Source organism: Mycolicibacterium chengduense, from assembly GCF_033741155.1.
Lineage (GTDB): Bacteria > Actinomycetota > Actinomycetes > Mycobacteriales > Mycobacteriaceae > Mycobacterium.
The window spans coordinates 425,474-447,778 of record NZ_JAWQNH010000002.1; the positions used below are offsets into that span (position 1 = coordinate 425,474).

Here is a 22,305-nt window from a genome sequence, read left to right on the forward strand (position 1 = left end):
GTCGTCGCTGCCAGGAGCGGTGAGCGGCGCGCGATCGACAGAGAGGTTTTCATGCATCAGCGTTTGTTCCGGGCGCCGGAACATCACATCGCCACCGTCGACACGTTCACGGTGAGCTGAGGTGGCATGCAGGGAACACAACTGACCGCCTCAGCGGCGCAATATTGGAATTCCTTCTGGCACAGCGAGGTCGGCACGTGGGTCGCGCACAAGGGTCTACGCATCGTCGTGCTGGTGTTGTTCTCCATACTGGCCGCCCGGTTCATCCGCTATACGGCGCAACGGATCACCCGCCGACTGGGGGTGTCCCAGGGTGATGCGCTGGTCCGGTCGGAGGCCACCAAGCACCGACAGGCTGTCGCCTCGGTGATCTCCTGGGTGGCCATCGCCGTGGTGTACATCATCGTCGGACTGGACATCATCGGCCTGCTGGGCCTACCGATAGGGTCCTTGGTGGCGCCGGCCGCCGTGCTCGGCGCCGCGCTCGGTTTCGGCGCGCAGCGGGTGGTTCAGGACCTGCTGTCCGGGTTCTTCATCATCGTCGAAAAGCAGTATGGCTTCGGCGATCTCGTACGTCTGACGGTCACCGGTGCGTCGACGGACTCGGTCGGCACCGTCGAGGATGTCACCCTGCGCGTGACCAAGCTCCGTAACAGTGACGGGGAGGTGTACACCATCCCGAACGGGCAGATCGTGCGGTCGAACAACCTGTCCAAGGACTGGGCCCGCGCCGTCATCGACATCCCGGTGCCGGTGTCCGAGGATCTCAACCAGGTGAACAAACTGCTGCAGGATGTCACCACCGAAGCAACCAAGGACGAGCAGCTGTGCGACCTCCTGCTGGACACCCCGTCGTTGATGGGAGTGGAGAGTATCGAGGTCGACAACGTGCACGTTCGCATGGTGGCCCGCACGTTGCCGGGCAAACAATTCGAGGTGGGGCGCCGGCTGCGCGGCATGATCGTCGGCAAGCTACGGCGCGCGGGCATCGCCGGGGACGCCGAACTCCGTCCGACCGTCGACGCCGTGGCCAGCCGCAGCTGAGCCGTCACACTCCCTTCGGGATCATCGCCAGCTGCCTGCTCTGCACCACCACGTGCCCGTCGGAGTCGAGGATGACGTGGTCCTCCTCGAACCAGACATCGCCCAGCACAGTGGCACTGGCCATCACCCGCATCCATCCCGGGGCGGGACGGCGACGCAGATAGGTGGTGAGTTGGACGGTCGGCGCCCAGCCGAACATGCCGAGGTTCATGGTGACGGGCGCGCTGATATCGCCGGCCATCAAGGCGAACAGCAGCGCGGTGCCGGGGTCGGACTCGTCGTCGGCGAAGGGTCGCAACCACATTCGGTTGACCGGATCGCCCTGGCGCCCGGACAGGTAGTGCGCCGCCGACGGATCGACCCGCAGATCGCAGCCTTGGGCCACGTGCACGATCTGTCCCATGGGGTGATCGGGTGTGATGTGGACGGCGTCGGGCGGCGGTGCGATCGGCATGTCGTGCAGCGCAAGCGGTTCCCGATGTCGGGGTTGGTCGCTATCGAGGGGCCCGAGCGTGACGGTGGCCGTGACCGCTGTCCGGTCACCTTGGGACAGTTCGACGTCGACCACGCTGACTTGCCGGCCCCGCTTGCGCACGGTGGTGGCGACCCGGACCGGTCCCGGGTCCGGGGCGGCGAGGTAACTGGCGCTCACCGCGATCGGCTCCTGTGACGAGACCCGCTGCGCCGCCGCAGCGCACACTGCCATCAAGCAACCACCGTGCACCTTCGGGCCGATCGTCCAGATCGGGTCGACGACGGCCGTGAACACGCCGTCGCCGGTCTCCTCCAGCGCGACCAGTCGGGTGAAGGGTGCAGTGTCGGTCATGATGGTCCTTCCGCCAGTACGGCCGCCCGGGCCACCGGCGTGTCAGCGAGCGCACGATGAACGTGTCGAACAGTAACCGGAGCCCGATCGGGGTGCCGATCTGCCCCACGGGCCGCGTCCGTCAGCTGTCGGCGCCCTGATGCCCCGAACGCCGCAGCGCGTCACCGGGCCGCAGGAACCCCAGCGGCTGCAGTGTCCGCGCCGTCTTGACGAGCCCGGCCGGGATGACGCGTTTGAAGAAGACGCCGGCGTCGAAGCTGCCGCGCACCTCCTTGACGAAGGCGCCCGGCAGGCCGAATCGGACCAGCCCCTGGCTGACGTCGACCAGGTCGGCCCGGCGCATGGCCTCGACCAACACGGCGTGCGGACGCGGTGCCGCGTACCGGGTGAAGCGGTGATGTTCGGCGACCATGACCGCCAGCTCGTCGGACCACTGCGTCCGTCCGGTGCGCTGCAGCCAGGCGTCCTGCGCCACGATCGAGGGCGCCAGGTAATCGAGGCTCTCGAAAGCGGCCAGGTCATGGAAGGACGCGGCGATCGCCAGCTTGTCATCACGACCGGGCACGTCCGCTGACAGCGCACGGGCGAAGTTCAGCACCCGGTACACGTGCGCCTTGTACGCGTCGAACCCCACGTCGTCACCATGCGCGCGGTACCGATGCGACTCGAGGATCTCCTCGACCAACGGGTGGGTGTGCAGGACCTCGGGCATGGTCACAGCGAAATCCTAGGCGGGCACCGAAATATGCGACACCAGACGACGGTTTTGCAGGACAGTCGACGAACGGAGATGAAGTGGAGACCTGGGACGCCATCCGAGCCCGGCGCAACGTGCGAACGTACCGTCCCGAACCGGTGCCGCAGCGCGACCTGGAGCGCATCGCCGAGGCCGCCTGGCGTGCACCGTCGGCGCGCAATCAACAGCACTGGGATTTCGTCATCGTGACCGACCGCCAGCAGCTGACCGAACTCGCGACCGTGTGGCAGGGTGCGGGCCATATCGCGTCGGCTGCCGCCGCCATTGCGCTGGTCGTTCCTGAGCCACCGGATGAGCGCACCAAGCTGATCGATCAGTACGACCTCGGTCAGGCCACCCTGGCGATGACGCTGGCGGCGACCGACCTCGGCATCGGCACCGGGCATTCGGCCGTCGGCGACCAGGAGAAGGCCCGGTCGATCTTGGGCGTACCGGAGCACCATCTGGTCTCCTATCTACTCGGTATCGGATATCCGGCTGACCGGCCGCTGCGGCCCATCGTCAAACCGGACCGCCGGCGCTTCGACGAGGTTGTGCATCGGGGGCGCTGGTGAGCGGCGTGCAGGTTCTGGTTCCCGACGATCTCGGCGTCAAGGTGCTCGACGAGTCACCGGTGCTGGAACCGATCCGGTACCAGCCGGGTGCACCGTGGCCGACGGACGGGAACGACGCCGAGGTGGTGGTGGTCGGCTACGAGAACGCGCCGGCGGTCGGGGCGCGCTTGGCCGACCTGCCGGCACTGCGCCTGGTGCAGACCCTCAACGCCGGGTACGAGCAGTGGCTGCCGTGGATCCCGGCGGGAGTGTCGCTGTCCAACGGGCGCGGGGCCCACGGTGGCTCGTCGGCGGAATGGGTGGTGGCGGCGCTGCTGTCCATCTTCCGGGAGCTGCGATCGTTCGGTGACCAGCAGGCCGCGCAGGTGTGGGAACACCGGTCGACAGAGACGCTGATCGGTAAACGGGTCGTCATCCTGGGCGCCGGCGATCTGGCGGTCAATCTCGCAGCACGGTTGGCTCCCTTCGAGACGGAGGTGACCCTGATCGGCCGGCGACCCCGCGCCGGCGTGCGCGCGCTGGACGATCTGACCGACCTGTTGCCCCGCACCGATGTGCTGGTGGCCATGCTGCCCGCCGATGCCTCGACATACCGCCTGGTGAACGCGGAGGTACTGGCGCTGTTGCCGGACGGCGCGGTGGTGGTGAATGCCGGCCGCGGCGGCGCGGTGCACACCGACGCCTTGCTGGCCGAGCTGACCTCCGGGCGGCTACGGGCGGCCCTCGACGTGACCGACCCCGAGCCGTTGCCGACGGGGCATCCGTTGTGGTCGGCGCCTGGGCTGCTGCTGACTCCGCACGTGGCGGGCAGCACCGAGGGCGCCTGGCAACGCGCCTGGGTGGTGGCCCGTGACCAGATCGAGCGTTACGCCGGGGGCGGTGTCCCGTCGAATCTGGTCGCCGGGCCGGGCGTGCCCGCACAATGACCCCAGGGCGACCCCACGGCGGCCCCTCTGCCGAAAAGAAGGAGTCCGCGATGCCCACACTCACCGAAGCCGCCGCACTGGCCGCCGCGGACCAGGGGTTGGCGGTGGTGTCGACACTGCGCGCTGACACCACCATCCAGTCCTCGTTGATCAACGCAGGCGTGCTTACCCACCCCGGCACGGCGGAACCGGTCCTGGCCTTCGTCACCTACGGTCGGGTGAAGCTGGCCAATCTCCGGCGGCGACCCCAGATCTCGGTGACCTTCCGGTCAGGCTGGCAATGGGCCACCGTCGAAGGGCACGCCGAGCTGGCGGGGCCGGCCGATCCGCAGCCGTGGCTCACCGATCCCGACCGGTTGCGGGTGCTGCTGCGCGAGATCTTCGCCGCGGCCGGTGGCACCCACGACGATTGGGACAGCTACGACCGGGTGATGCGAGAGCAGGGCCGCACCGCGGTGCTCATCACGCCGACCCGCGTCTACGGCAACGGCTGATCTCGCGTGTAGCCGTGGAAAGCGATCGACGCTCCACCTTACCGTTACCTTAGGTATCTCTTATTTTTCTTAAATTCGGTGTACCGTTCTTCCGGGTAGGGCCAGCACGGCGGAGCGATCTCCGCCGTGACCAGCGGAAGGAACCGATATGCACGCCACCCTGACCACCAACCAGATCGTCCTGGTCACCGGTGCGTCTCGCGGCATCGGCGCCGAGGTTGCCAAGCAACTCGCCGAGCCCGACACCCACGTGATCGTCAACTACCGAGAGAAGGCCAAGCGCGCCGAGACGGTCGCCGACGACATCCGCGACCTCGGCGGCCAGGCGTCCACAGTTGGCGCCGACATCTCCGACGAGGCCTCGGCCGCCGCGATGATCACCGAGATCGGACGGCGCTTCGGGCGGCTGGACATGCTGGTCCTCAACGCCTCGGGTGGCCTGGAGCAGGGCGCCGACGCCGGTTACGCCATGCGGCTGAACCGCGATGCGCAGCGGCGGCTCGTCGAGTTGGCACTGCCGCTCATGCCGCCCGGCGCCAGGATCGTCTTCGTCACCAGCCACCAGGCGCACTTCTACCCGCACAAGGCCGTCCCGAAGGGCTATGCCCCCATCGCACTGAGCAAGCGTGCCGGCGAGACGGCCCTGCACGGCATGAAGCACGAGTTCGACCGGCGCGGAATCCATTTCACGGTGGTGTCCGGTGACATGATCGACGGGACCATCATCATCCGCTTGCTGCAGCGCCGTGACCCCGGCGCGGTCGACGCCCGTCGCGCCCACGCCCCGCTGCCGACCATCGAGGAGTTCGCCGCCGCCATCGCCGGTGCCGCGCGCTCGCCATACCACCCGGGCATCGTCTACGTCGGCGGCTCCGACTACCTCATCGACCGGTCGGCCTAACTCCCGGCGATTTGTGGAGCCGCACCCGTAACCATTACGGCTGCGGCTCCACAAATCACTGCGCGACGACCCGCAGCGTCTGCAGGCTGGGATCGGCCGGGTCCGGCACGTTCATGCCGGCGGTCACCCCTGAGCGCAGGTAGTCGAGCACCGCGTCGTTCAACCGCTCCCCCGGCACGACGGCCGGGATCCCCGGCGGGTAGGGCGTGATCTGTTCGGCCGCAATGCGTCCCACCGCCTCGATGGCGGGCACCTGTTCGGCGGCTCCGAAGAACGCGTCCCGCGGCAACATCACGGTGTCCAGTTGGATCCGGCCGAGCACGGCCAGCACCCGCGGATCGACGCCCCGGCCCTGCCGGTGCCCGGGCGGGGTGAAGCCGTACCGGTTGAGGTGGTGGTACTGGGCCAGCGCGTCCAGCAACGGCGCCTCGGACTGGTTCACCGTCTGCGATTACCCGCGGGCCGGCGACCGCACACCTGTCAGCCGGTCAGCGCGGTGCCCGCCGGCCCGGGCTCGCGGAGGAAGGCAGCCAGCGTCGCCGCGACCGATGGGATCGCAGCATGGGTGATCACCTCGTAGCCGTGGGTGCTCATCGTCGGCAGGCACAGCAGGCCGGCGCGCGCGCTCACCCCATTCGCTTTGGCGTGCGAGGCATCCGATTCGAACGCACCGAGCACGGCAGACTGCGGGTCGAGGTTGAGCCCGGCCGCGATATGGACCAGCCGGTCGGCCACCACCTTGTCGTAGACGCACAGCGCATCGCTGTAGGCAACGATCGGTCCGCCGGCGCAGGTGGTCGCGTACTCGGCCTCGGTCGGGCCGACCTCCACGGCCAGCGTGAGATCACCGGGCAGCGTCCGGCTGGCATACGAGCCGCCGGCCGCGCCGATCTCCTCGTTGGTGGTGAACACGGCGTAGACGTCGCCGGCCGGCCGGCCACCGTCGCCCACCAACTCACGCAGCGCCTGCACCACCGCGACGATCGCCGCGCGGTCATCCAGGAAATAGCAACCGAGATAGTCACCGAACTCGAAGAGTGTGCGCTTGCTGCCGTCGACGCACACCCGGGTGCCGGGCCCGATGCCCGCTCGCGCCAGCTCTTCGGGCGTGCGCCCGGTGAAGACATAGACGTGCAGCCAATCCATCGCCTTGTCCCCCTGGTCGGGTTTGGTCTCCCAGATCCGAGGGCTCTCCTGAGTGGTGTGCTCCGATCCCAGGGTGAGCACTGCATTCAATCGCTCGCGGTCCCCCAGGACGACAACCGGCCCCAAGCCGAAATTGCCCGGATACATCGTGCCCAGCTGGGTCACATGCAGCGAACCGTCCCGTTTCACCAGCATCGACAGCTCGTCCATATGCGCCATCACCCGTATCGGCGCGGCCGCAGAATCCCGGCCCCGCAGCAGGCCGACCAGGTTACCCGCGGAGTCCACCCAGGTTTCGTCCACCAGCGGCGCCACCGCACGCCGACAGATCTCCCGCACCTCGTCCTCCTGCCCGCAGGGGCCGTAGGTGGCCAGCAGTTCGCGCAGGAGGTCGCGGTCCAGATCGGGTAGCGCTGGATTCATCGCAGCGACAGATGCCGAAGCGACGAACGGCCGTCGGCCCAGCACGTCAACAATCGGCTGGCGAAGCGCTCTTCCAGTAGCCCGAACGCGCGGATGCCCAGCGCCACATCGGGTTCCAGTTCCGGCTCGCGCTCCAGCAGGGCACCCACCGACTCACCGCGGGGCGATCCGTCGGCGGTGCCCGCCTGGTCGCGGTAGAACTGCACGCACGGCTGCGGCGCGCCGAGCCGCAGCAGCGCATCGCGCAGCCCGGCCGAGGCACGCCTGATGGTGATCGTGGTTGCCACCACCTGGCCGGTGGCGGCGCCGCGCAGATTCCGGTGCAGGCCGAACATGGACATCATGTTGACCAGCGCCAACGCCTCGGGGGTCACCTCGCCGAGATAGTGCAGGTAGGAGTCGTCCAGGCCAGCGGCACTGAGCACGTCGGCGAACCGGCCGCGGGAGCTGCGCTGCGGCGCACCGGCGACCGACTGGGCGAATTCAGCCGGGGTCATCGCGTAGGTGGCCCAAGCGCCCGCGTCGTCGGTCTTCAACCGGTGCACCGACCGGTGCACGAAGTACTCCCGCATCTGCGCCCAGGTGCCGCGCTCGCGCAGGTGCTCCGCCAGCGCCGAGGACCGGGTGCACACCCGCCGGATCTCATCGGCGGCCGTGCATGCCAACACGTCACCGACGTCCTCGCGCAGGGCGGTCCCGAACGCCTCCTCCAGCCGAGCCCGGAACTGCAGCACACCGGGATCCCACTCCCAGCGCGGGTCGACATCGGCGAAGCCCCGGTGATGCAGTTCGTAGCTGACATAGAGGGCGAGTTGCAGATCGTGGCCGTAGGGCCTGGTGTCGCCCACCGGGGCTTCCACCGGCACGTAATGCCGACGCGGCGCACGGCAGGCCAGATGGTCGAGAAGGGCACCCGAGACGGGTCCGACGGCGGAGGGAAGTGCGGGCTGGAGATGGGTGGCAGTCGACGGCACGCCCGTGGGTACCCGCGCCTGAACTCCCCAAACGGTCAGGATGTCTTTTCGTCGATCACCGTGTCGATGACGGTGTGGATGAAGCGCATCTTGTCCAACACGGCGGGGGTCAGCACGAACGGATACAGATCGTCCTTACCCATCGAGCGGTTGACCATGTTCAGTCCCCAAGACAGCGGCAACCACATCTCGGTGATGGTGCCGAACCCGCTGGGGCCGAGCACCCGCCGGTCCAGGGCCGCGCCGGCGGGTGCGAATCCGAAGGCCGCGGCGGTGTCCAGGGTGTCGCGGATGTGCAGGTAGTGCGCGAACGTCTCGGCCCAGTCCTCGGCCGGGTGCATGGTCGCGTACGAGGACACGAAGTCCTGCTGCCAGTCTGCCGGCGGTCCGTCGCTGTAGTGGCGATCCAGCGCCTCTTGGTAGTCCAGATCGGGATCACCGAAGAGCTCGACGAACTGCTGCGCCCGGTCCGACTCTCCGGCTACCAGTCGATAGAAGTAATAGTGCCCCACCTCGTGCCGGAAGTGACCTAGCAACGTGCGGTACGGCTCGTCCATCGCGATGCGTAGTTGTTCACGGTGTACGTCGTCGCCCTCGGCGAGGTCCAGGGTGATCACCCCGTTCTCGTGGCCGGTGAAGATCTTCTCCTGCGCGCTCGACAGTAGATCGAACGCGAGTCCATACTGCGGATCGACATCGCGGCCGACGATCGGCAGGCCGAGCTCGTGCAGTTCGGCGATCAGCCGGCGCTTGGCCTGCTCGGCCCTGGCGAACGCCGCCAGCGCGACGGTGTCGGCGTCGTTGGGCCGGGTCCTGGTCAGCGCGCAGGACACACAGAGCTTGCGGACGGGCGCGACGGGGACCAACCAATTGCATTCGGCCAGGTGCAGATTGGCGCACAACTGATACTCACTGCCGGCCACCGAACCGGCTTGTTCGGCCATGTCGTCCTCAGCGATCACCAGAAACGCCATCGCGTCCAGTGAGAAGCCGAGCCTGCTGTCACAGCTGAGGCAAACCGAGTTCTCGAAAGCCAGCCGTTGCCCGCAGTTCGGGCAGGTGAAATCACGCATCGGTCATCCTCATTCTCAGACAGCAGACGAGCGGCAGGAGCCCGATGGACCCCTGCCGCTCGGTGCGGCGACGGTTACTCTGCGGCCTGCTGGCGGGCCTCGGCGGCGCTTTCGGCGGCCCGGGCGGCCTCGGCTTCGGCCTCCTTCTTGGCGGCGTCACGCGCGGCGTCGGCCTTGTCCTGCTGCGCCCGCCCCTCCTCGCGGAGGTCGTCGCTTCCGGTCACGATGCCGGCCACTTCCTTGGCCTTGCCCTTGACGTCCTCCACGACGCCCTTCACGGCCTCTTCGGGTCCACTGTCGCCCATCACTCTTCCTCTCGATCGGGGAACTCGTGACCGCTAGATACCCCGCGGGGGCACCACCCCAAACCTGTTGTGGCGGACGTGTGCGCTGGTCACGGCCGTGGCCGTGGTCACGACGACGCCGGCACCGCGCGCAGCACCAGAATGGAGCGCGCCTCGACCGGCAGCGTGTGTCCGGCGTCGACGGGCTTGGCACCGTCGGTCTGGACGGCATCCGCGGTGTAGAGGACCGGTTCCCACCGTTCGCCGAATTCGCCTGCGGCAAGCGTGAATTCGATGGGCTCGTGATGCGCATTGAAGCACAACAGGAACGAATCATCGGTGATGCGCTGGCCGCGGGGGTCGCGGTCGGGAATGCCGTTACCGTTGATGAACACCGCCACCGACTTGCCGAACCCGCTGTCCCAATCGGCGTCGCCCATCTCGGTACCGTCGGGTCGTAGCCAGGCGATATCGGGCAGCCCCCCGGCGGCGCGCTGCCGGACGGGCCTGCCGTCGAAGAATCGCCTGCGCCGGAAGACGGGGTGGGCGCGGCGCAGCGCACCGACACGGCGGGTGAACTCGATCAACTCCTCGTCGGCGTTGGCCCAATCGATCCAGGACAGTTCGTTGTCCTGGCAGTACACGTTGTTGTTGCCCTTTTGGGTGCGGCCCAGTTCGTCGCCGTGACAGATCATCGGCACCCCCTGGGACAACAGCAAGGTGGCGAGCAGGTTGCGTTGTTGCCTGCCGCGGAGCTCGTTGACCGCCGGGTCGTCGGTCGGCCCTTCGGCGCCGCAGTTCCACGAGCGGTTGTGACTCTCGCCGTCGTTGTTGTCCTCGCCGTTGGCCTCGTTGTGCTTCTCGTTGTAGGACACCAGGTCTCGTAGGGTGAATCCGTCGTGCGCCGTGACGAAGTTGATCGACGCCACGGGCCGACGCCCGGTGTGCTCGTACAGGTCTGCCGAGCCGGTCAGCCGTGAGGCGAATTCGTCGAGCGTGGCGGGCTCGCCACGCCAGTAGTCGCGGACGGTGTCGCGGTACTTGCCGTTCCACTCGGTCCACTGCGGCGGGAAGTTGCCGACCTGGTACCCGCCCGGCCCGATATCCCATGGTTCCGCGATCAACTTGACCTGGCTGACCGTCGGATCTTGTTGTACCAGCTCGAAAAACGACGACAGCCGGTCCACGTCATAGAATTCCCGCGCCAGCGTGGCGGCCAGGTCGAACCGGAATCCGTCGACGTGCATCTCGGTGACCCAGTACCGCAGCGAGTCCATGATCAATTGCAGGGCATGCGGATTGCGGACATTGAGACTATTACCGGTGCCGGTGTAGTCCATGTAGTACCGCGCGTCGTCTTCGACCAGGCGGTAGTAGGCCGAGTTGTCGATACCGCGGAAACTGATCGTCGGTCCCAGATGATTCCCTTCCGCCGTGTGGTTGTAGACGACGTCCAGGATCACCTCGATATCCGCCTCGTGCAGCGCACGCACCATCGCCTTGAACTCCTGCACCTGCCCGCCAGGCGTGGTGTTGGAGCTGTACTTGCCGTCCGGGGCGAAGAAACCGATGGTGTTGTAGCCCCAGTAGTTGGATAGTCCTTTGTCGATCAGCGTCGAGTCGTTGGCGAAATGGTGCACCGGCATCAGCTCGATGGCGTTGACACCCAACGATTTCAGATGCTCGATGATCACCGGGTGACCGACACCGGCATAGGTGCCGCGCATCTGCTCAGGGATATCGGGATGAGTCTGGGTCAACCCCTTGACGTGCGCTTCGTAGATGACCGTATCGGCGTACTCGTGCCCGGGGCGCCGGTCCATAGCCCAGTCGAAGTACGGGTTGATCACCACCGACTTGGGCATGCTCGCCGCGGAGTCGTCGTCGTTGCGGCTGTCCGGGTCGCCGAAGTTGTACCCGAACAGGCTTTGATCCCAATGGAATTGACCGTCGATTGCCTTCGCGTACGGGTCGACCAGAAGCTTGTTGGGATTGCAGCGCTGCCCGTTGGCGGGGTCGTAGGGCCCGTGGATGCGGTAGCCGTACCGCTGCCCCGGCTCGATGTTGGGCACCAAACCGTGCCACACGAACGCATCCACCTCCGGCAGGGTGACCCGCGTCTCGGTGCCGTCGGCGTCGAACAGGCAGAGCTCCACCCGTTCAGCCACCTCGGAGTACACCGAGAAGTTGGTGCCGTAACCGTCGTAGGTGGCGCCCAGTGGATACGCTTTGCCCGGCCAGATTTCTACAGCGTCGGATTGCGTCATCATGCGTCTATACCCCCGGTAGGTACGCCGGAAACGTGCCGCGCCGACACGTAACCCCAGCGAAACAGGCGTCGGAGCCCGATCGAATTTGCCTGCGGGACAACACTATTGATACCTCCGTAGCCCTACTGTCACATTTGCCATTCCACGCTCCTGAGCTTTATGAGAATCCGTCGACAACGATTGTGTGGACCGGACTCCTGGCGTAGTGTCAAGGCAGGTTGAGTTCACAGCCAGCTGCGGGACGTCCCACGATGACGCGGAGGCTGACACCACACCACGTCGCGTCACAGCTTTCTGGCATTGTCGCCAACTGCGTCGTCCGAGTCGTCACCGCAGGTCGAATACACGTTATTCCGACTGATGGAGTCACCATGGTAACCGCATCCACCGCTGCACCACTCCCCGCCCAAGACAACACGCTCGCCACATTCTCCACCAGCTGGCTGGAGCCGTCGACCGCCGCCGTCAGCGTGCACGGTGAGCTGGATGCCGCCAACGCCGGCGAGTTCATCCGTTGCGTATCGGCGCTGCTGCCGTCCACCGAACGCCTGATTCTCGACCTCAGCGCCGTCCGGTTCTTCGGTACCGCCGGCTTCTCGGCACTGCACACCCTCAGCGTGCAGGCCGCCGGCCTCGGTGTGAGCTGGGCGTTGATTCCCAGCCGGGAGGTCACCCGGTTGCTCGGTATCTGTGACCCCGAATCGGCGCTGCCAAGCCACGACACCCTGCGCGATGCGTTGGCCGGCGTACGTCGCGGGGCGGCACGCTTTCCCCGGCTGGTCCGCGGCTGAGCGCAGGGCGGTCAGCGGGTCCCGTTCGGTCCTGCCCCGGGGCGACGTGGCTGTAGCGCCAGCAGCGGCACATAGCCACCCGGCACCGGGAGCGCAGCGTGGCCTGGACGCAGGAACGTCAGTGCAGAGTTCAGCACCTCCCGAAAAGCCATAACGGCGGGGATACCCACTCCGGGGCGGAAATAACCCGTTTCGAACGCACCCCCCGGTGGGTACAGATGCGGCGTCCGGCGCCGTCGGCGCCGAACCGCTCAATCTGGAGGTGTCCGTGATCCCGTTCATCTGCCCCACCTGTGGCCACATCGACATCGATGCCGCCGAATGTGGCTCCTGCCCCGACGGCGACAACCGGCTCGGCTGAGCGCAGGTGCTGTGCTGAGCGTCTTTTCGGCCGCCGGCGAGCACTGCCCACGGGGTTTAACACCCCGTGCAACTGGGAATTAACAGCCGTCCGCAACGACCGGCCAACCTTTGGCCGCATTGCTTTGCCCCGGAAGGATGCCATGACCGTCACCGCCGATGGCCTCGCCCAGCCTGCGTCTGCCAGGTCATTGCCCGATGTCGGCCCCGACGTCTACCAACCGCAACATGATTCCTATCTGTTGATCGAGGCGATGATGTCCGTCGCGCCGCCCGAGGGGCTCTCGGTTGCCGACCTGTGCACCGGATCCGGTGTGGTGGCGCTGGCCGCTGCGGCCGCCGGCGCGTATTCGGTGAGCGCGTTCGACCGCTCCCCGTCCGCCGTCGAATGTGCGCGTACGCAGGCCCTTGCCACCGGTGCCGACATCGAGGTGTTCGAAGGTGCCTGGACCCGAGCCGTGGCGAACGGACCGTACGACCTGGTGCTGTGCAATCCGCCCTATGTGCCGGTGCCACCGGATCTGCCCTCGTCGGAGGTGCCGGCCCCCGCGCTGGCGGTCAACGGCGGCCGCGACGGCCGGCAGGTGCTCGATCCGCTGTGCGCCGCCGCCCCGGCGCTGCTGCGACGGCACGGCACCATGCTGATCGTGCAATCGGAACTGGCCGATATCCCTCGCACGGTCAACACGCTCACCGCCAACGGCCTGCGCAGTTCGGTGGTGGCACAGAAGCGCATTCCCTTCGGGCCGGTGCTGCACAGCCGCGCCCGGTGGCTGGAAGAGACCGGGCTGCTACCGGTCGGCAAACGCATCGAGACGCTGGCCGTCATCGCCGCGGTCAAACCGTGATCCATCGCTGCCCGAGGCTGCGGCAAGAAGTCCGACGCCCGTCGTTAGACTTTGGCAACTGCCGGAGTAGCGAAGAACACGTCGGAGGTGGCGATGACTGACCAGCCCGAGCCAGGTGCCGCTGGCGCACCCAGCTGCACGGTCGAGGAAAAACGGATCGGAGAGGTCAGCGTGATCTCGGTGACCGGAACACTCGACATGCTCACCGCACCACGTCTGGAAGCCGCGATCTCGGCAGCGTCGGCCACGACGCCACAAGCCGTGGTGGTGGACCTGGGAGCGGTCGACTTCCTGGCTTCTGCCGGGATGGGCCTCCTGGTTGCCGCACACGGCGATCTGACGCCGGACGTGCGCTTCGCCGTGGTGGCAGACGGGCCTGCGACCAGCCGGCCGCTCAAGCTCGTCGGGATCACCGACGTCGTCGACGTGTTCGCCACCCTCGACGAAGCGCTCGACGCAATCGCGACATAACACGGACAAGATCGGGAACACCGCAGCCGACATGGTAGACGCAACGCAATCAGGCACCCGCTTTACGCGAATCGGCGTAACAGCGGCACCCGAACGCGCAGCCGTTCTCCGCCATGAGTTTTCCGAATGGTTGCGGGGCCACTTCACGCTCGACCCGACCAAGGCCAGCGATATCGTGCTGGCCGTCAACGAGGCACTGGCGAACGCCGCCGAATTCGCCTACGTCAACGTCGATCAGCCCGGCCAGATGCACCTCAAGGCCGACCACGACCGCCAGCTGGGCACACTGACCGTCACGGTCGCCGACGAGGGATCGTGGCGGACCAAGGACCCCACGGTCACCGATCCCGCTCGGGGGCGCGGAATTCCGTTGATGCACGCCCTGTCCGACCGCGCGACCATCGACACCACACCGACCGGCACCCAGGTCTGCATGCAGTGGGACCGCATCGGCGTGGTTCCCGGCGGCCCCTCCGAAGTTCAGAACTGCGGCAGCCGGACCACCTGAACGAAGAACTCGTCGATCTGCCGGACGGCGTTCATGAACTGGTCGAGGTCCACAGGTTTGGTGACATAGGCGTTGGCGTGCAGCTTGTAGCTACGCAGGATGTCCTCCTCCGCCGACGACGTCGTCAGCACCACGACCGGAATATGGCACAGCTCGGCATCGGACTTGACCTTCTCCAGTAGTTGGCGCCCGTCGTACTTGGGCAGATTCAGGTCGAGCAGGATCAGGTCGGGTGTCGGAGCGTCGGCATACGGGCCACGCCGGTACAGAAAGTCCAGGCCCTCCTGGCCGTCGTGCGCCACGTGCAACGTGTTCTTGATCTTGTTGTGTTCGAAGGCTTCCCGGGTGATCAGCTCATCACCGGGATCGTCCTCGACCAACAGGATGTCGATTGCTCTACCTTCGTCGGGCATGGTCATGCGCGATTTCCTTCCGTGACGGCCACCGGGATGGCGTTCGGTTCTGTGGTGGGGGTGACGGGCAGCGTGAAGACGAAGCGGGTTCCGTCGGTGTATGACGTGTCGATCCAGATGGTGCCACCGTGGTGCTCGACGATCTTCTTGCACAGGGCCAGTCCGATGCCGGTGCCGCTGTAGGCATCCCGGCCGTGAAGGCGCTGGAAGATGACGAAGACCTTGTCCACGAACTCTTCGCCGATTCCGATGCCGTTGTCCGACACCGTGAAGACCCAGTGTTCCGCGTCGGGACCGCTGCCCTGCCGACACTCGATCACGATCCGGGGCGCCACACCGTCACGTCGGAATTTCACGGCATTACCGATCAGGTTCTGCCACAACATGACCAACAGTGTCGGGTCACCGTCGATCGACGGCAGCGGTGCCGGCGGGCGGATCAGTTCAGCCCCGGATTCGGCGACGCTCACCGAGAGATTCTTCACCGCCGCATCCAGCGTTGCATCGAGGTCGACCTCGGCGTGCGTGGCGTTCAGCCGTCCGACGCGGGAGAAGGTGAGCAGGTCGTTGATGAGCACCTGCATGCGCTTGGCACCGTCGACGGCGAAGTTGATGTATTCGATACCGCGGTCGTCGAGCTTGTCGCCGTAGCGTTTCTCTAGCAGTTGGCAGAACGAGGCGACTTTGCGCAACGGCTCCTGGAGGTCGTGGGATGCGACATAGGCGAACTGCTCCAACTCGGCGTTGGACCGCCGCAACTCTTCGGTCTGTTCGTCGAGGGCGGCCCGGTCCGATTCGGACGACGCCAGCTCCTCGACGATCCGCTGGCGCATGTCCTCGACATCGGTCGCGATGGCCCTGATGTCCTTCGGTCCGCGTACGACGATGCGTTCGGCGAAGTGGCCCTCCGTGATGCGCCGGCATGACGCGGCAAGGAGGTCCAGCGGCCTGGTGACGGCGTTGCGCACCACCACCGCCAGCAGCCCTCCCATCACCAGGAAGGCGATCACCATCGCGACCAGCACGCCGTCGCGCCAGTTGCGGACCCAGTCCAGCTCGTCGATGGCCGCGCCGCGCGCCTGCGCCAGATTCCCGTTCTGCACATCGAAAAGTGCACGAAGTCCGTCGAATTGGGCCTTACCACGCTCGGCGGTGCCGCCGTCGAGCACGGCGGGACGGCCCGGGGTGACACTGGCGATCAGGGGTTCGGCATAACCGGCGCGCCACACCGCGGCCGCATGTTCTATCGCGTCGAGATCGCCGATGAGGTCGGGACGGCCGGCCAGGTAGTCCCGGATGTCCTGCGCCGCGGAGGCTTCGGTGCGCTGCCCGACCTGGTAGGGAGTCAGGAACTGTCGATCGGCGGCGATCGCGTATCCGCGCACCGCGGTTTCCTGATCCCGCAGGGCCGCCTGAAGTTCGTACGCAGCCACCCGGGCGGGCTGGATGTGGTCGATCAAATCACCGGCAACCTCGTCGGTCCGGCTCATCAGCACCGCACCGGCCACCGCTCCGGAGAGCACCACCAACCCCATCACCGACAGCACCAGGTTCTGCCAGCCTTGTACGGTCAGTTTCATCGGGTCGGCCCGGCCGCACGGCCATCCCGCTGGACCCGGATCACCGCGATGTCATCGGTGAGGCCGCCGTGCGGCCGGGCCCGCGCATCGGCCTGGCTGATCAGCGCGTGCACGAAGTCCGGCCCGGGCAGGTCGGCCACCGAGCGCGCCAGCGCCAGCAGACCCTGTTCCCCGAGTCGTTCCTCACCGCTGCCGGCATGCCCTTCGAACAACCCGTCGGTGAGCAGCAGCAGACCGTGATCGTTCGGTAGTTGCAGGCGGCTGACCGGCCACTCGGAGGCGCCGAGGCCCAACGCCGGGCCGGCCGGCGGTTCGAGCCATTCCACGGTGCCCGGGCCGTGCAACAGCGCACCCGGGTGCCCGGCCCGCACCACATCGAAGGCGCCGGTGTCCGGGTCCAGCGCCACGCTGAGCAGCGTGGCGAACGTACCCCGGCCCGGGCGCTCGGTCATCAGGATGCGGTCCAGCTGCAGCATGCGATCGTTGCCCCGCAGGCCGGCGAAGGTCAGCGCACGCCACCCGATGCGCAACGCCACGCCGAGGGCGGCTTCGTCAGGGCCGTGCCCGGACACGTCACCGATCATGACGTGCACCGTGCGGTCCGAGGTCTGGACCACGTCGAAGAAGTCGCCGCCGAGCAGCGCTTCGCGCCGGCTCGGCAGGGATTGCGCGACGATACTGACGCCCGGCTCGTCGTGCAGCAGCGGCAACGGCAACAATCCGCGCTCCAGCCGCGCGTTCTCGGCCGCGCGCAGCCGGCTGGCGTGCAAGTCGACCGCGGTGAGTTCGGCGCGTTTGCGCTCGATGGCGTAGAGCACTGCCCGACGCAGCGTATCCGGCTCCACGCGCCCCTTGACCAGGTAATCCTGCGCACCGGATGCCACCGCGGAGATGCCGAAGTGCTCGTCGTTGAGGCCGGTCAGCACGATGATCGGAATGGTGGGGTCGAGTTTGCCCATCCGGTGCAGCGCGTCGATACCGTCGGCATCGGGAAGATTCAGATCCAACAACACGCAGTCCGGGCGGGCGGCCGCAAGCTTGCTCTCGGTGTCCGACATCGAATGTGCCCAGACGAAGTCGATGTTCGCGGCGGTATCGGCAATCAGCTCTTCGACCAGCAAGGCGTCGGCGCGGTCGTCTTCGACCAGCAACAACGACAGCCGCGCACCGGGTAATTCGGTGGTGCCGGCAACCGGAGCCGGCACGAGCGGTCGATCTGATGGGGCGCGCATGGATGATCACGTCCTTCATGAAGTACGTATGAAGGTCACCCTGGTCGCGCTGACCGTCTGCTTCAGTGACAACACCGACCATACCCAGTCGACATGCCCAAGTCATAACTCGCCGCGATCTTGATTTCCGGAAGCCCGAATGTGGCGCCCCAATGTTTAACCCGCACTGCTGCCGGGCACAGCCGGAAAGGATGCGAGCGATGGGAGGGCTGAGATGGCCGAGGCGAGCGTTGCACACCGACCGGCCGACGATGCATCGGTCACCGAACTGATGTCCCGGCTGTCCGCCCAGACGTCACGGTTGGTGCGCGACGAAATACTGCTGGCGCAGAAGGAATTTCAGCTTTCGGCCAAACGGGCCGGCTTCGGTGCCGGGTTGTTCGGCACGGCGGGCATGCTGGCGGGCGCGGGCTTTCTCACCGTGGTCGCCGCCGCGGTCACCGGGCTGGCTCTGGTGCTGCCGGTCTGGGCGTCCTGTTTGATCGTCGCGGCGCTGTTGTTCATTGCCGCAGCGGTTGCCGGCGTCGTCGGCAAGAAAGAGGTACAACAGCTGCCGCCGGCCGGCCACAAGGTTGTCACCAGCGTCAAGACCGATATCGACGAGGTGAAGGAAGCGCGCCATGACCGGTCCTGAGCAACCGCGCGCCCAGTTGCGCGCCGACGCCGCCGTCGACGAGATCGAGCGCGATATCGCGCGGACACGGCACGAACTCGGCGAAACCGTGAGCGCCCTCTCGGACAAGTTGGACGTGTTGGGGCGTGTCCAGGACAAGGCCCACGAGACCAAGGGGCACCTCGTCGACCGGGCTCGCGACACCAAGGACGCCGCGGCGGCCAGGAGGGTTCCGCTGGCGCTGGCGGGACTGGGAGCCGTCATCGGTCTGGTGATCTGGCAGCGCAGAAAGCAACGGAGGTGACGATGGCCGCGAACAAGCCCAGTGTGGCCGCCCGGATGCTGTACCGGCCGGTCGGCCTGGCCAGTTCGGTGGCCGGCGGCCTGGTCGCCGGGGCGATCTTCAAACAGGTCTGGAAACTCACCGCACGGTCGGTGGGAAACAACAATCGAACCGACCCGCCCGGTGCGTTGCAGACCGAATACTCCTTCCGGGAGATACTGCTGGCCGCGGCGCTGCAGGGAGTCATCTTCTCCGTCGTCAAGACGGTGATCGATCGCCAGGGAGCCAGGATGTTCGAGCGAGCTACCGGAGAGTGGCCCGGCAGCTGACCACCTCGGTGATCCCGATCATCGAGTTGCGCCGGCGATAACGGGTTTATCACGACCGCGGGCCGGGCATCATCTCCTCACCGTTTTCGAGGCCAGTGATGCCAGCGATTCCGAACCGAGAGGGAGCCTCCGCCCGTGACTATCACTCATGATCTTGCGCGCCGCGGCAACACCGTGGGGCCGCTGCCCTATCAGTTCGACGAATTCATCTGCAGCCGTTGCCTACTGGTTCATCATCGGCACAACATGGCCGACGAGGATTCCCGGGTCTGCTTCGACTGCTCGTAGGTGCGGCCCGACTGGCCGCAGGCGTCACGGATTTGTCAGGACTGAGCCCGCCGTCGTCCCATAACGTGGTGGGGTGTGAGGGTCCGTAGCCGAGAAGCCGCCGCCGCGGGTGCCGCACTGATTTTGGTCATCGCCGCCTTCGTGGTGCCCCACCTGCACCTCGGTGGCGTCACCCCGCTGATCCACAGTTCCGCCGAACAGATCAGGGCCTTCGCCCAGACCGCGCCCATCTTCGGGTGGTGGGACGCGCATGTCGGGTGGGGATCGGGTCCTGCCGTGCTGATCGGCGCCGCGACCGTGTGGTGGGGACCGTCGGTGACCGACCGGATCCCGTGGCGTGCCGTGCCCTGGGTCGCCTGGGCGACAGCATTCGGGTGGGCGTTCGCGCTGGCGATGGTGGACGGCTGGCAGCGCGGCTTCGCCGGGCGGCTGACCGCTCGCCACGAGTATCTGCGCCAGGTACCGACGATCACCGATATCCCCCAGGCGGTCCGCACCTTCTCGGCGCGGATCCTCGACTACCAGCCGGACTCGTGGATCACCCACGTCTCCGGCCATCCGCCCGGTGCGCTGCTCACCTTCGTCTGGCTGGATCGACTGGGCCTGGGCGGTGGCGCGTGGGCGGCGTGGTGGTGTCTGCTCATCGGCTCCAGCGCCGCGGCGGCAATCGTCGTGACGGTCCGGGCCCTCTCCGGCGAGGCCCTGGCCCGAGCCGCGGCGCCGTTCGTGGCGGTTGCGCCGACGGCGATCTGGATCGCGGTATCGGCCGACGGATACTACGCCGGAGTCGCGGCGTGGGGCATCGCGCTCTTGGCTCTGGCCAGCCGGGGCCGTCACCCGGTACCACTGGGTCTGGCGGCGGGACTGCTGCTGGGTTGGGGCATCTTCCTCAACTACGGGCTCGTGTTGATGGGATTGCCCGCGCTGGCGGTCCTGCTCACTGCCGACCGACGCACCGCGGCCCGACTACTGGCCGCCGCTGCCGTCGCGGCATTGCTGGTCGTCGGCACCTTCGCGGTTGCCGGATTCTGGTGGTTCGACGGTTACACCTTGGTGCAGCAGCGCTATTGGCAGGGCATCGCATCCGACCGGCCCTTCGCATACTGGGTGTGGGCAAACCTGGCCTCGGTGGTCTGCGCGATCGGACTTGGTTCGGTCGCCGGTCTGAGCCGGGCGTTTCGCCGGGCCGCACTTCGCGAACGCAGCGGACTTGAGCTGGTGGTGTTCGCGGCGCTGCTGGCCATTGTCTGCGCCGACCTGAGCATGCTGAGCAAGGCCGAGACGGAACGGATCTGGCTGCCGTTCACGGTCTGGCTCACCGCGGCGGGGGCCTTGCTGCCCGCGCCGTCACGACGCTGGTGGCTGGCCGTCAACGTCATCGGCGCCCTCGCGCTCAACCATCTGATCCTGACCAATTGGTAGCCGCCGCAACGCAACTCGATACCCGAGCGCAGCGCCCAAGACCACGACCCATACCAACGCGATGCTGACCCACAGCCCGCGTGGGTAATCCCGGTTCAACACGGTGTGGTTGTCCGGCCGCAAACCCGGTGTGGCGTACACCGGAATGGCGAGCACAACCAGCACGACGGTGCACAACCCGGCAGCCGACACCGGAGCCCACCAGTGCCGCGGCAGGATCCGCAGGCTTACCCAACCGGCGGCCGCACACAGCGGCGCGAAAACGAGATCGTGGATCAACACGGCCGCCAATGCCCATGCCAGCATGCGGAGCAGCACCACGGGCGGCTGGCCTGCCAGCAGCCATGCGCCGTACCCCGCCGACCCGACACCCGCCAGCAACAGCACCGTCCGCACCGCGGTCACGGGATCACCTCGATCCGGCTGAGCCATTTGGTCTGCAGCACCCCCGGGCGCGACGGCGCGATGAGCCGACACGGATAGCCGTGGTCGGCATGCAGCGGTTCGCCGTTGACCCGCAATGCAATCAAGGTCATGCGATCGCGAGCGTGCGCCGCGGGAAGTACCGTTCTCGAATACGGGCCGGGAGGTTCCAGCGACACCATCCGCAGGTCTCGGTCCAGTGCTGCGCCTGCCGCCGCCAGCAGGTCCGCCAGCACGACACCGGTCCAATCGGCATCCGCGCTCCACCCCTCGACGCATGCGATCGGCAGCCGGTGGGTCACCTGCGGCAGTGCGGTCAGTTCGGCGATCGTGAACGACCGGCTCGTGGCTGTGCCGACCACCGTGAGCCGGTAATCGGGTGCATAGGCCCGGCGCAGGACGCCGGCCGCGATCGCGGTGCGATTGACCGGAAGTCCTTGCGGCCCCGCCCCGGACCGGGGCGCCAGCACCGACACCTGCCGCAGCAACGGAATCGTCTGTCCGGCGGTGGCCAACGTCGCGACCCCGACCGCCAGCCAGGTGGCCCGCAACACGGTGCGGCGGGTCGGCCCGATATTGCCGCCGGCAGCCACGTCGTCGAGCGGTTCACCGAGGGCACGGCGGATGACCGGCAGTTTGACCGCGACGTGCACCAGCACCGCACCGGCCGCCAGATAGGCCACCGCATAGTGGCTGGTGGTGAAGAAGAAGCCGAATACGTACCACTGGGCGATATTCAGCAGGCCGGTGGACAACTCGAACAACACCGAGCCGACGAGCACCAGGATCGACAGTCGCTCGAGCTGGCGGGTGAGTCCCCCGATCACGGGCCGCTCGAACAGTTTCGGCCACACCGCCCACAATTTGACGATGACCAGTGGGATGGCTGCGATACCGGTGACGACATGGGCGCCCTGGGTGAACCGGTACAGCCAGACCGGCCTTGTCGGCCAGGCGAACCAGGGCACCGGGTGTTGGATGAGATGGCTGAGCAGTCCGGTACCGAAGCACACCGTGATCGCGATACCCAGTGCGATGCCGACGCGTGCGGTCACCGCGGTTCTCCACCCGG

Annotated in this window: 27 protein-coding genes and 1 pseudogene; 15 read left to right on the forward strand and 13 right to left on the reverse strand. The window is 67.1% G+C overall.

Annotation, left to right across the window (positions count from 1 at the left end):
• Window positions 1-126: 126 nt before the first annotated feature.
• Window positions 127-1,044, forward strand: a complete 918-nt coding sequence (locus SBI67_RS07600) for a mechanosensitive ion channel family protein (RefSeq protein ID WP_318979950.1) — start codon at window positions 127-129, stop codon at window positions 1,042-1,044.
• Between the two features lie 4 nt (window positions 1,045-1,048).
• Here the strand turns inward: SBI67_RS07600 and SBI67_RS07605 are convergent, their stop codons facing one another.
• Both SBI67_RS07605 and SBI67_RS07610 read right to left on the reverse strand, forming a co-directional pair.
• The gene (locus SBI67_RS07605) at window positions 1,049-1,870 is read right to left on the reverse strand and encodes a thioesterase family protein (RefSeq protein WP_318979951.1); all 822 of its coding nucleotides are present in this window, start codon (window positions 1,868-1,870) and stop codon (window positions 1,049-1,051) included.
• 121 nt (window positions 1,871-1,991) lie between these two features.
• Complete coding sequence (locus tag SBI67_RS07610) at window positions 1,992-2,582, reverse strand: HD domain-containing protein (protein WP_318980481.1); 591 nt, start codon at window positions 2,580-2,582, stop codon at window positions 1,992-1,994.
• Between the two features lie 83 nt (window positions 2,583-2,665).
• Between SBI67_RS07610 and SBI67_RS07615 the strand changes: the two genes are divergently transcribed.
• From SBI67_RS07615 to SBI67_RS07630, 4 genes are all read left to right on the forward strand, one after another.
• Window positions 2,666-3,181 (forward strand): nitroreductase family protein, encoded by a 516-nt coding sequence (locus tag SBI67_RS07615; protein WP_318979952.1) that lies wholly within the window; start codon window positions 2,666-2,668, stop codon window positions 3,179-3,181.
• 5 nt (window positions 3,182-3,186) lie between these two features.
• Window positions 3,187-4,107 carry a 2-hydroxyacid dehydrogenase gene (locus SBI67_RS07620; protein WP_318979953.1) on the forward strand — a complete coding sequence of 307 codons (921 nt, stop codon included), beginning with the start codon at window positions 3,187-3,189 and terminating at the stop codon, window positions 4,105-4,107.
• Between the two features lie 50 nt (window positions 4,108-4,157).
• Complete coding sequence (locus tag SBI67_RS07625) at window positions 4,158-4,601, forward strand: TIGR03618 family F420-dependent PPOX class oxidoreductase (RefSeq protein ID WP_318979954.1); 444 nt, start codon at window positions 4,158-4,160, stop codon at window positions 4,599-4,601.
• Between the two features lie 148 nt (window positions 4,602-4,749).
• Window positions 4,750-5,502: an SDR family oxidoreductase gene (locus SBI67_RS07630; RefSeq protein ID WP_318979955.1), complete on the forward strand. Its 753-nt coding sequence runs from the start codon at window positions 4,750-4,752 to the stop codon at window positions 5,500-5,502.
• Window positions 5,503-5,557: 55 nt separating this feature from the next.
• Here the strand turns inward: SBI67_RS07630 and SBI67_RS07635 are convergent.
• The 6 genes and pseudogenes from SBI67_RS07635 to glgX all read right to left on the reverse strand — a co-directional run.
• Window positions 5,558-5,809: pseudogene (locus SBI67_RS07635) on the reverse strand (Orn/Lys/Arg family decarboxylase); the annotation flags it as partial.
• Between the two features lie 173 nt (window positions 5,810-5,982).
• Complete coding sequence (locus tag SBI67_RS07640) at window positions 5,983-7,071, reverse strand: M42 family metallopeptidase (RefSeq protein ID WP_318979956.1); 1,089 nt, start codon at window positions 7,069-7,071, stop codon at window positions 5,983-5,985.
• Window positions 7,068-8,045, reverse strand: a complete 978-nt coding sequence (locus SBI67_RS07645; RefSeq protein WP_318979957.1) for an iron-containing redox enzyme family protein — start codon at window positions 8,043-8,045, stop codon at window positions 7,068-7,070. Before SBI67_RS07645 ends, SBI67_RS07640 begins: the two co-directional genes overlap by 4 nt.
• A gap of 35 nt (window positions 8,046-8,080) precedes the next feature.
• Window positions 8,081-9,118 (reverse strand): zinc-binding metallopeptidase family protein, encoded by a 1,038-nt coding sequence (locus tag SBI67_RS07650; RefSeq protein ID WP_318979958.1) that lies wholly within the window; start codon window positions 9,116-9,118, stop codon window positions 8,081-8,083.
• A 74-nt stretch (window positions 9,119-9,192) separates the two neighbouring features.
• On the reverse strand, window positions 9,193-9,423 hold the full coding sequence (mbp1, locus tag SBI67_RS07655) for a microaggregate-binding protein 1 (protein WP_318979959.1): 231 nt from the start codon (window positions 9,421-9,423) through the stop codon (window positions 9,193-9,195).
• Window positions 9,424-9,530: 107 nt separating this feature from the next.
• A complete protein-coding gene (gene glgX, locus SBI67_RS07660) occupies window positions 9,531-11,669 on the reverse strand; it encodes a glycogen debranching protein GlgX (protein WP_318979960.1) in 2,139 nt (712 codons plus the stop codon).
• 374 nt (window positions 11,670-12,043) lie between these two features.
• Between glgX and SBI67_RS07665 the strand changes: the two genes are divergently transcribed.
• From SBI67_RS07665 to SBI67_RS07685, 5 genes are all read left to right on the forward strand, one after another.
• Window positions 12,044-12,463, forward strand: a complete 420-nt coding sequence (locus SBI67_RS07665; protein ID WP_318979961.1) for an STAS domain-containing protein — start codon at window positions 12,044-12,046, stop codon at window positions 12,461-12,463.
• A gap of 208 nt (window positions 12,464-12,671) precedes the next feature.
• A complete protein-coding gene (locus SBI67_RS07670) occupies window positions 12,672-12,824 on the forward strand; it encodes a hypothetical protein (protein WP_318979962.1) in 153 nt (50 codons plus the stop codon).
• A gap of 142 nt (window positions 12,825-12,966) precedes the next feature.
• Window positions 12,967-13,671, forward strand: coding sequence for a HemK2/MTQ2 family protein methyltransferase (locus SBI67_RS07675; RefSeq protein ID WP_318979963.1), 705 nt, complete (start codon window positions 12,967-12,969; stop codon window positions 13,669-13,671).
• A gap of 93 nt (window positions 13,672-13,764) precedes the next feature.
• Entirely contained in the window at window positions 13,765-14,142 is a 378-nt protein-coding gene (locus SBI67_RS07680) for an STAS domain-containing protein (RefSeq protein ID WP_318979964.1), read from the forward strand.
• 31 nt (window positions 14,143-14,173) lie between these two features.
• Window positions 14,174-14,650 carry an ATP-binding protein gene (locus tag SBI67_RS07685; protein ID WP_318979965.1) on the forward strand — a complete coding sequence of 159 codons (477 nt, stop codon included), beginning with the start codon at window positions 14,174-14,176 and terminating at the stop codon, window positions 14,648-14,650.
• Here SBI67_RS07685 and SBI67_RS07690 read toward each other — a convergent pair.
• The 3 genes from SBI67_RS07690 to SBI67_RS07700 are packed head-to-tail and all read right to left on the reverse strand — an operon-like array spanning window position 14,623 to window position 17,875.
• Entirely contained in the window at window positions 14,623-15,063 is a 441-nt protein-coding gene (locus SBI67_RS07690; protein ID WP_413232446.1) for a response regulator, read from the reverse strand. The genes SBI67_RS07685 and SBI67_RS07690 overlap by 28 nt on opposite strands.
• Before the next feature lie 2 nt (window positions 15,064-15,065).
• Window positions 15,066-16,643: a sensor histidine kinase gene (locus tag SBI67_RS07695; protein WP_318979967.1), complete on the reverse strand. Its 1,578-nt coding sequence runs from the start codon at window positions 16,641-16,643 to the stop codon at window positions 15,066-15,068.
• Entirely contained in the window at window positions 16,640-17,875 is a 1,236-nt protein-coding gene (locus SBI67_RS07700; protein ID WP_318979968.1) for a PP2C family protein-serine/threonine phosphatase, read from the reverse strand. Before SBI67_RS07700 ends, SBI67_RS07695 begins: the two co-directional genes overlap by 4 nt.
• A 214-nt stretch (window positions 17,876-18,089) precedes the next feature.
• On the opposite strand from SBI67_RS07700, the gene SBI67_RS07705 reads away from it, so the two are divergent.
• The 5 genes from SBI67_RS07705 to SBI67_RS07725 all read left to right on the forward strand — a co-directional run bounded on the left by SBI67_RS07705 (window position 18,090) and on the right by SBI67_RS07725 (window position 20,810).
• Window positions 18,090-18,509, forward strand: coding sequence for a phage holin family protein (locus SBI67_RS07705; protein ID WP_318979969.1), 420 nt, complete (start codon window positions 18,090-18,092; stop codon window positions 18,507-18,509).
• Window positions 18,496-18,792 carry a DUF3618 domain-containing protein gene (locus SBI67_RS07710; protein ID WP_318979970.1) on the forward strand — a complete coding sequence of 99 codons (297 nt, stop codon included), beginning with the start codon at window positions 18,496-18,498 and terminating at the stop codon, window positions 18,790-18,792. Before SBI67_RS07705 ends, SBI67_RS07710 begins: the two co-directional genes overlap by 14 nt.
• Window positions 18,793-18,794: 2 nt before the next feature.
• On the forward strand, window positions 18,795-19,100 hold the full coding sequence (locus SBI67_RS07715; protein WP_318979971.1) for a DUF4235 domain-containing protein: 306 nt from the start codon (window positions 18,795-18,797) through the stop codon (window positions 19,098-19,100).
• A 135-nt stretch (window positions 19,101-19,235) separates the two neighbouring features.
• Window positions 19,236-19,388: a DUF4193 family protein gene (locus SBI67_RS07720; protein ID WP_318979972.1), complete on the forward strand. Its 153-nt coding sequence runs from the start codon at window positions 19,236-19,238 to the stop codon at window positions 19,386-19,388.
• A gap of 75 nt (window positions 19,389-19,463) precedes the next feature.
• Window positions 19,464-20,810 carry a hypothetical protein gene (locus SBI67_RS07725; protein WP_318979973.1) on the forward strand — a complete coding sequence of 449 codons (1,347 nt, stop codon included), beginning with the start codon at window positions 19,464-19,466 and terminating at the stop codon, window positions 20,808-20,810.
• On the opposite strand, the gene SBI67_RS07730 is transcribed toward SBI67_RS07725, so the two are convergent.
• Both SBI67_RS07730 and SBI67_RS07735 read right to left on the reverse strand, forming a co-directional pair.
• A complete protein-coding gene (locus tag SBI67_RS07730) occupies window positions 20,736-21,215 on the reverse strand; it encodes a hypothetical protein (RefSeq protein WP_318979974.1) in 480 nt (159 codons plus the stop codon). The genes SBI67_RS07725 and SBI67_RS07730 overlap by 75 nt on opposite strands.
• Window positions 21,212-22,288: a molybdopterin-dependent oxidoreductase gene (locus SBI67_RS07735; RefSeq protein ID WP_318979975.1), complete on the reverse strand. Its 1,077-nt coding sequence runs from the start codon at window positions 22,286-22,288 to the stop codon at window positions 21,212-21,214. The genes SBI67_RS07730 and SBI67_RS07735 overlap by 4 nt, the downstream gene beginning before the upstream one ends.
• Window positions 22,289-22,305 lie beyond the last annotated feature (17 nt).

Excerpts from the sequence above, each read along its gene's own strand:
- SBI67_RS07710 (WP_318979970.1), top strand. The coding sequence starts at position 18,496 with ATGACCGGTCCTGAGCAACCGCGCGCCCAGTTGCGCGCCGACGCCGCC.
- SBI67_RS07685 (WP_318979965.1), top strand. The coding sequence starts at position 14,174 with ATGGTAGACGCAACGCAATCAGGCACCCGCTTTACGCGAATCGGCGTA.
- SBI67_RS07650 (WP_318979958.1), bottom strand. The coding sequence starts at position 9,118 with ATGCGTGATTTCACCTGCCCGAACTGCGGGCAACGGCTGGCTTTCGAG.
- glgX (WP_318979960.1), bottom strand. The coding sequence starts at position 11,669 with ATGACGCAATCCGACGCTGTAGAAATCTGGCCGGGCAAAGCGTATCCA.
- SBI67_RS07690 (WP_413232446.1), bottom strand. The coding sequence starts at position 15,063 with ATGCCCGACGAAGGTAGAGCAATCGACATCCTGTTGGTCGAGGACGAT.
- SBI67_RS07625 (WP_318979954.1), top strand. The coding sequence starts at position 4,158 with ATGCCCACACTCACCGAAGCCGCCGCACTGGCCGCCGCGGACCAGGGG.
- SBI67_RS07705 (WP_318979969.1), top strand. The coding sequence starts at position 18,090 with ATGGCCGAGGCGAGCGTTGCACACCGACCGGCCGACGATGCATCGGTC.
- SBI67_RS07665 (WP_318979961.1), top strand. The coding sequence starts at position 12,044 with ATGGTAACCGCATCCACCGCTGCACCACTCCCCGCCCAAGACAACACG.
- SBI67_RS07605 (WP_318979951.1), bottom strand. The coding sequence starts at position 1,870 with ATGACCGACACTGCACCCTTCACCCGACTGGTCGCGCTGGAGGAGACC.
- SBI67_RS07700 (WP_318979968.1), bottom strand. The coding sequence starts at position 17,875 with ATGCGCGCCCCATCAGATCGACCGCTCGTGCCGGCTCCGGTTGCCGGC.
- SBI67_RS07630 (WP_318979955.1), top strand. The coding sequence starts at position 4,750 with ATGCACGCCACCCTGACCACCAACCAGATCGTCCTGGTCACCGGTGCG.
- SBI67_RS07675 (WP_318979963.1), top strand. The coding sequence starts at position 12,967 with ATGACCGTCACCGCCGATGGCCTCGCCCAGCCTGCGTCTGCCAGGTCA.
- SBI67_RS07715 (WP_318979971.1), top strand. The coding sequence starts at position 18,795 with ATGGCCGCGAACAAGCCCAGTGTGGCCGCCCGGATGCTGTACCGGCCG.
- SBI67_RS07680 (WP_318979964.1), top strand. The coding sequence starts at position 13,765 with ATGACTGACCAGCCCGAGCCAGGTGCCGCTGGCGCACCCAGCTGCACG.
- SBI67_RS07640 (WP_318979956.1), bottom strand. The coding sequence starts at position 7,071 with ATGAATCCAGCGCTACCCGATCTGGACCGCGACCTCCTGCGCGAACTG.
- mbp1 (WP_318979959.1), bottom strand. The coding sequence starts at position 9,423 with ATGGGCGACAGTGGACCCGAAGAGGCCGTGAAGGGCGTCGTGGAGGAC.
- SBI67_RS07600 (WP_318979950.1), top strand. The coding sequence starts at position 127 with ATGCAGGGAACACAACTGACCGCCTCAGCGGCGCAATATTGGAATTCC.
- SBI67_RS07610 (WP_318980481.1), bottom strand. The coding sequence starts at position 2,582 with ATGCCCGAGGTCCTGCACACCCACCCGTTGGTCGAGGAGATCCTCGAG.
- SBI67_RS07695 (WP_318979967.1), bottom strand. The coding sequence starts at position 16,643 with ATGAAACTGACCGTACAAGGCTGGCAGAACCTGGTGCTGTCGGTGATG.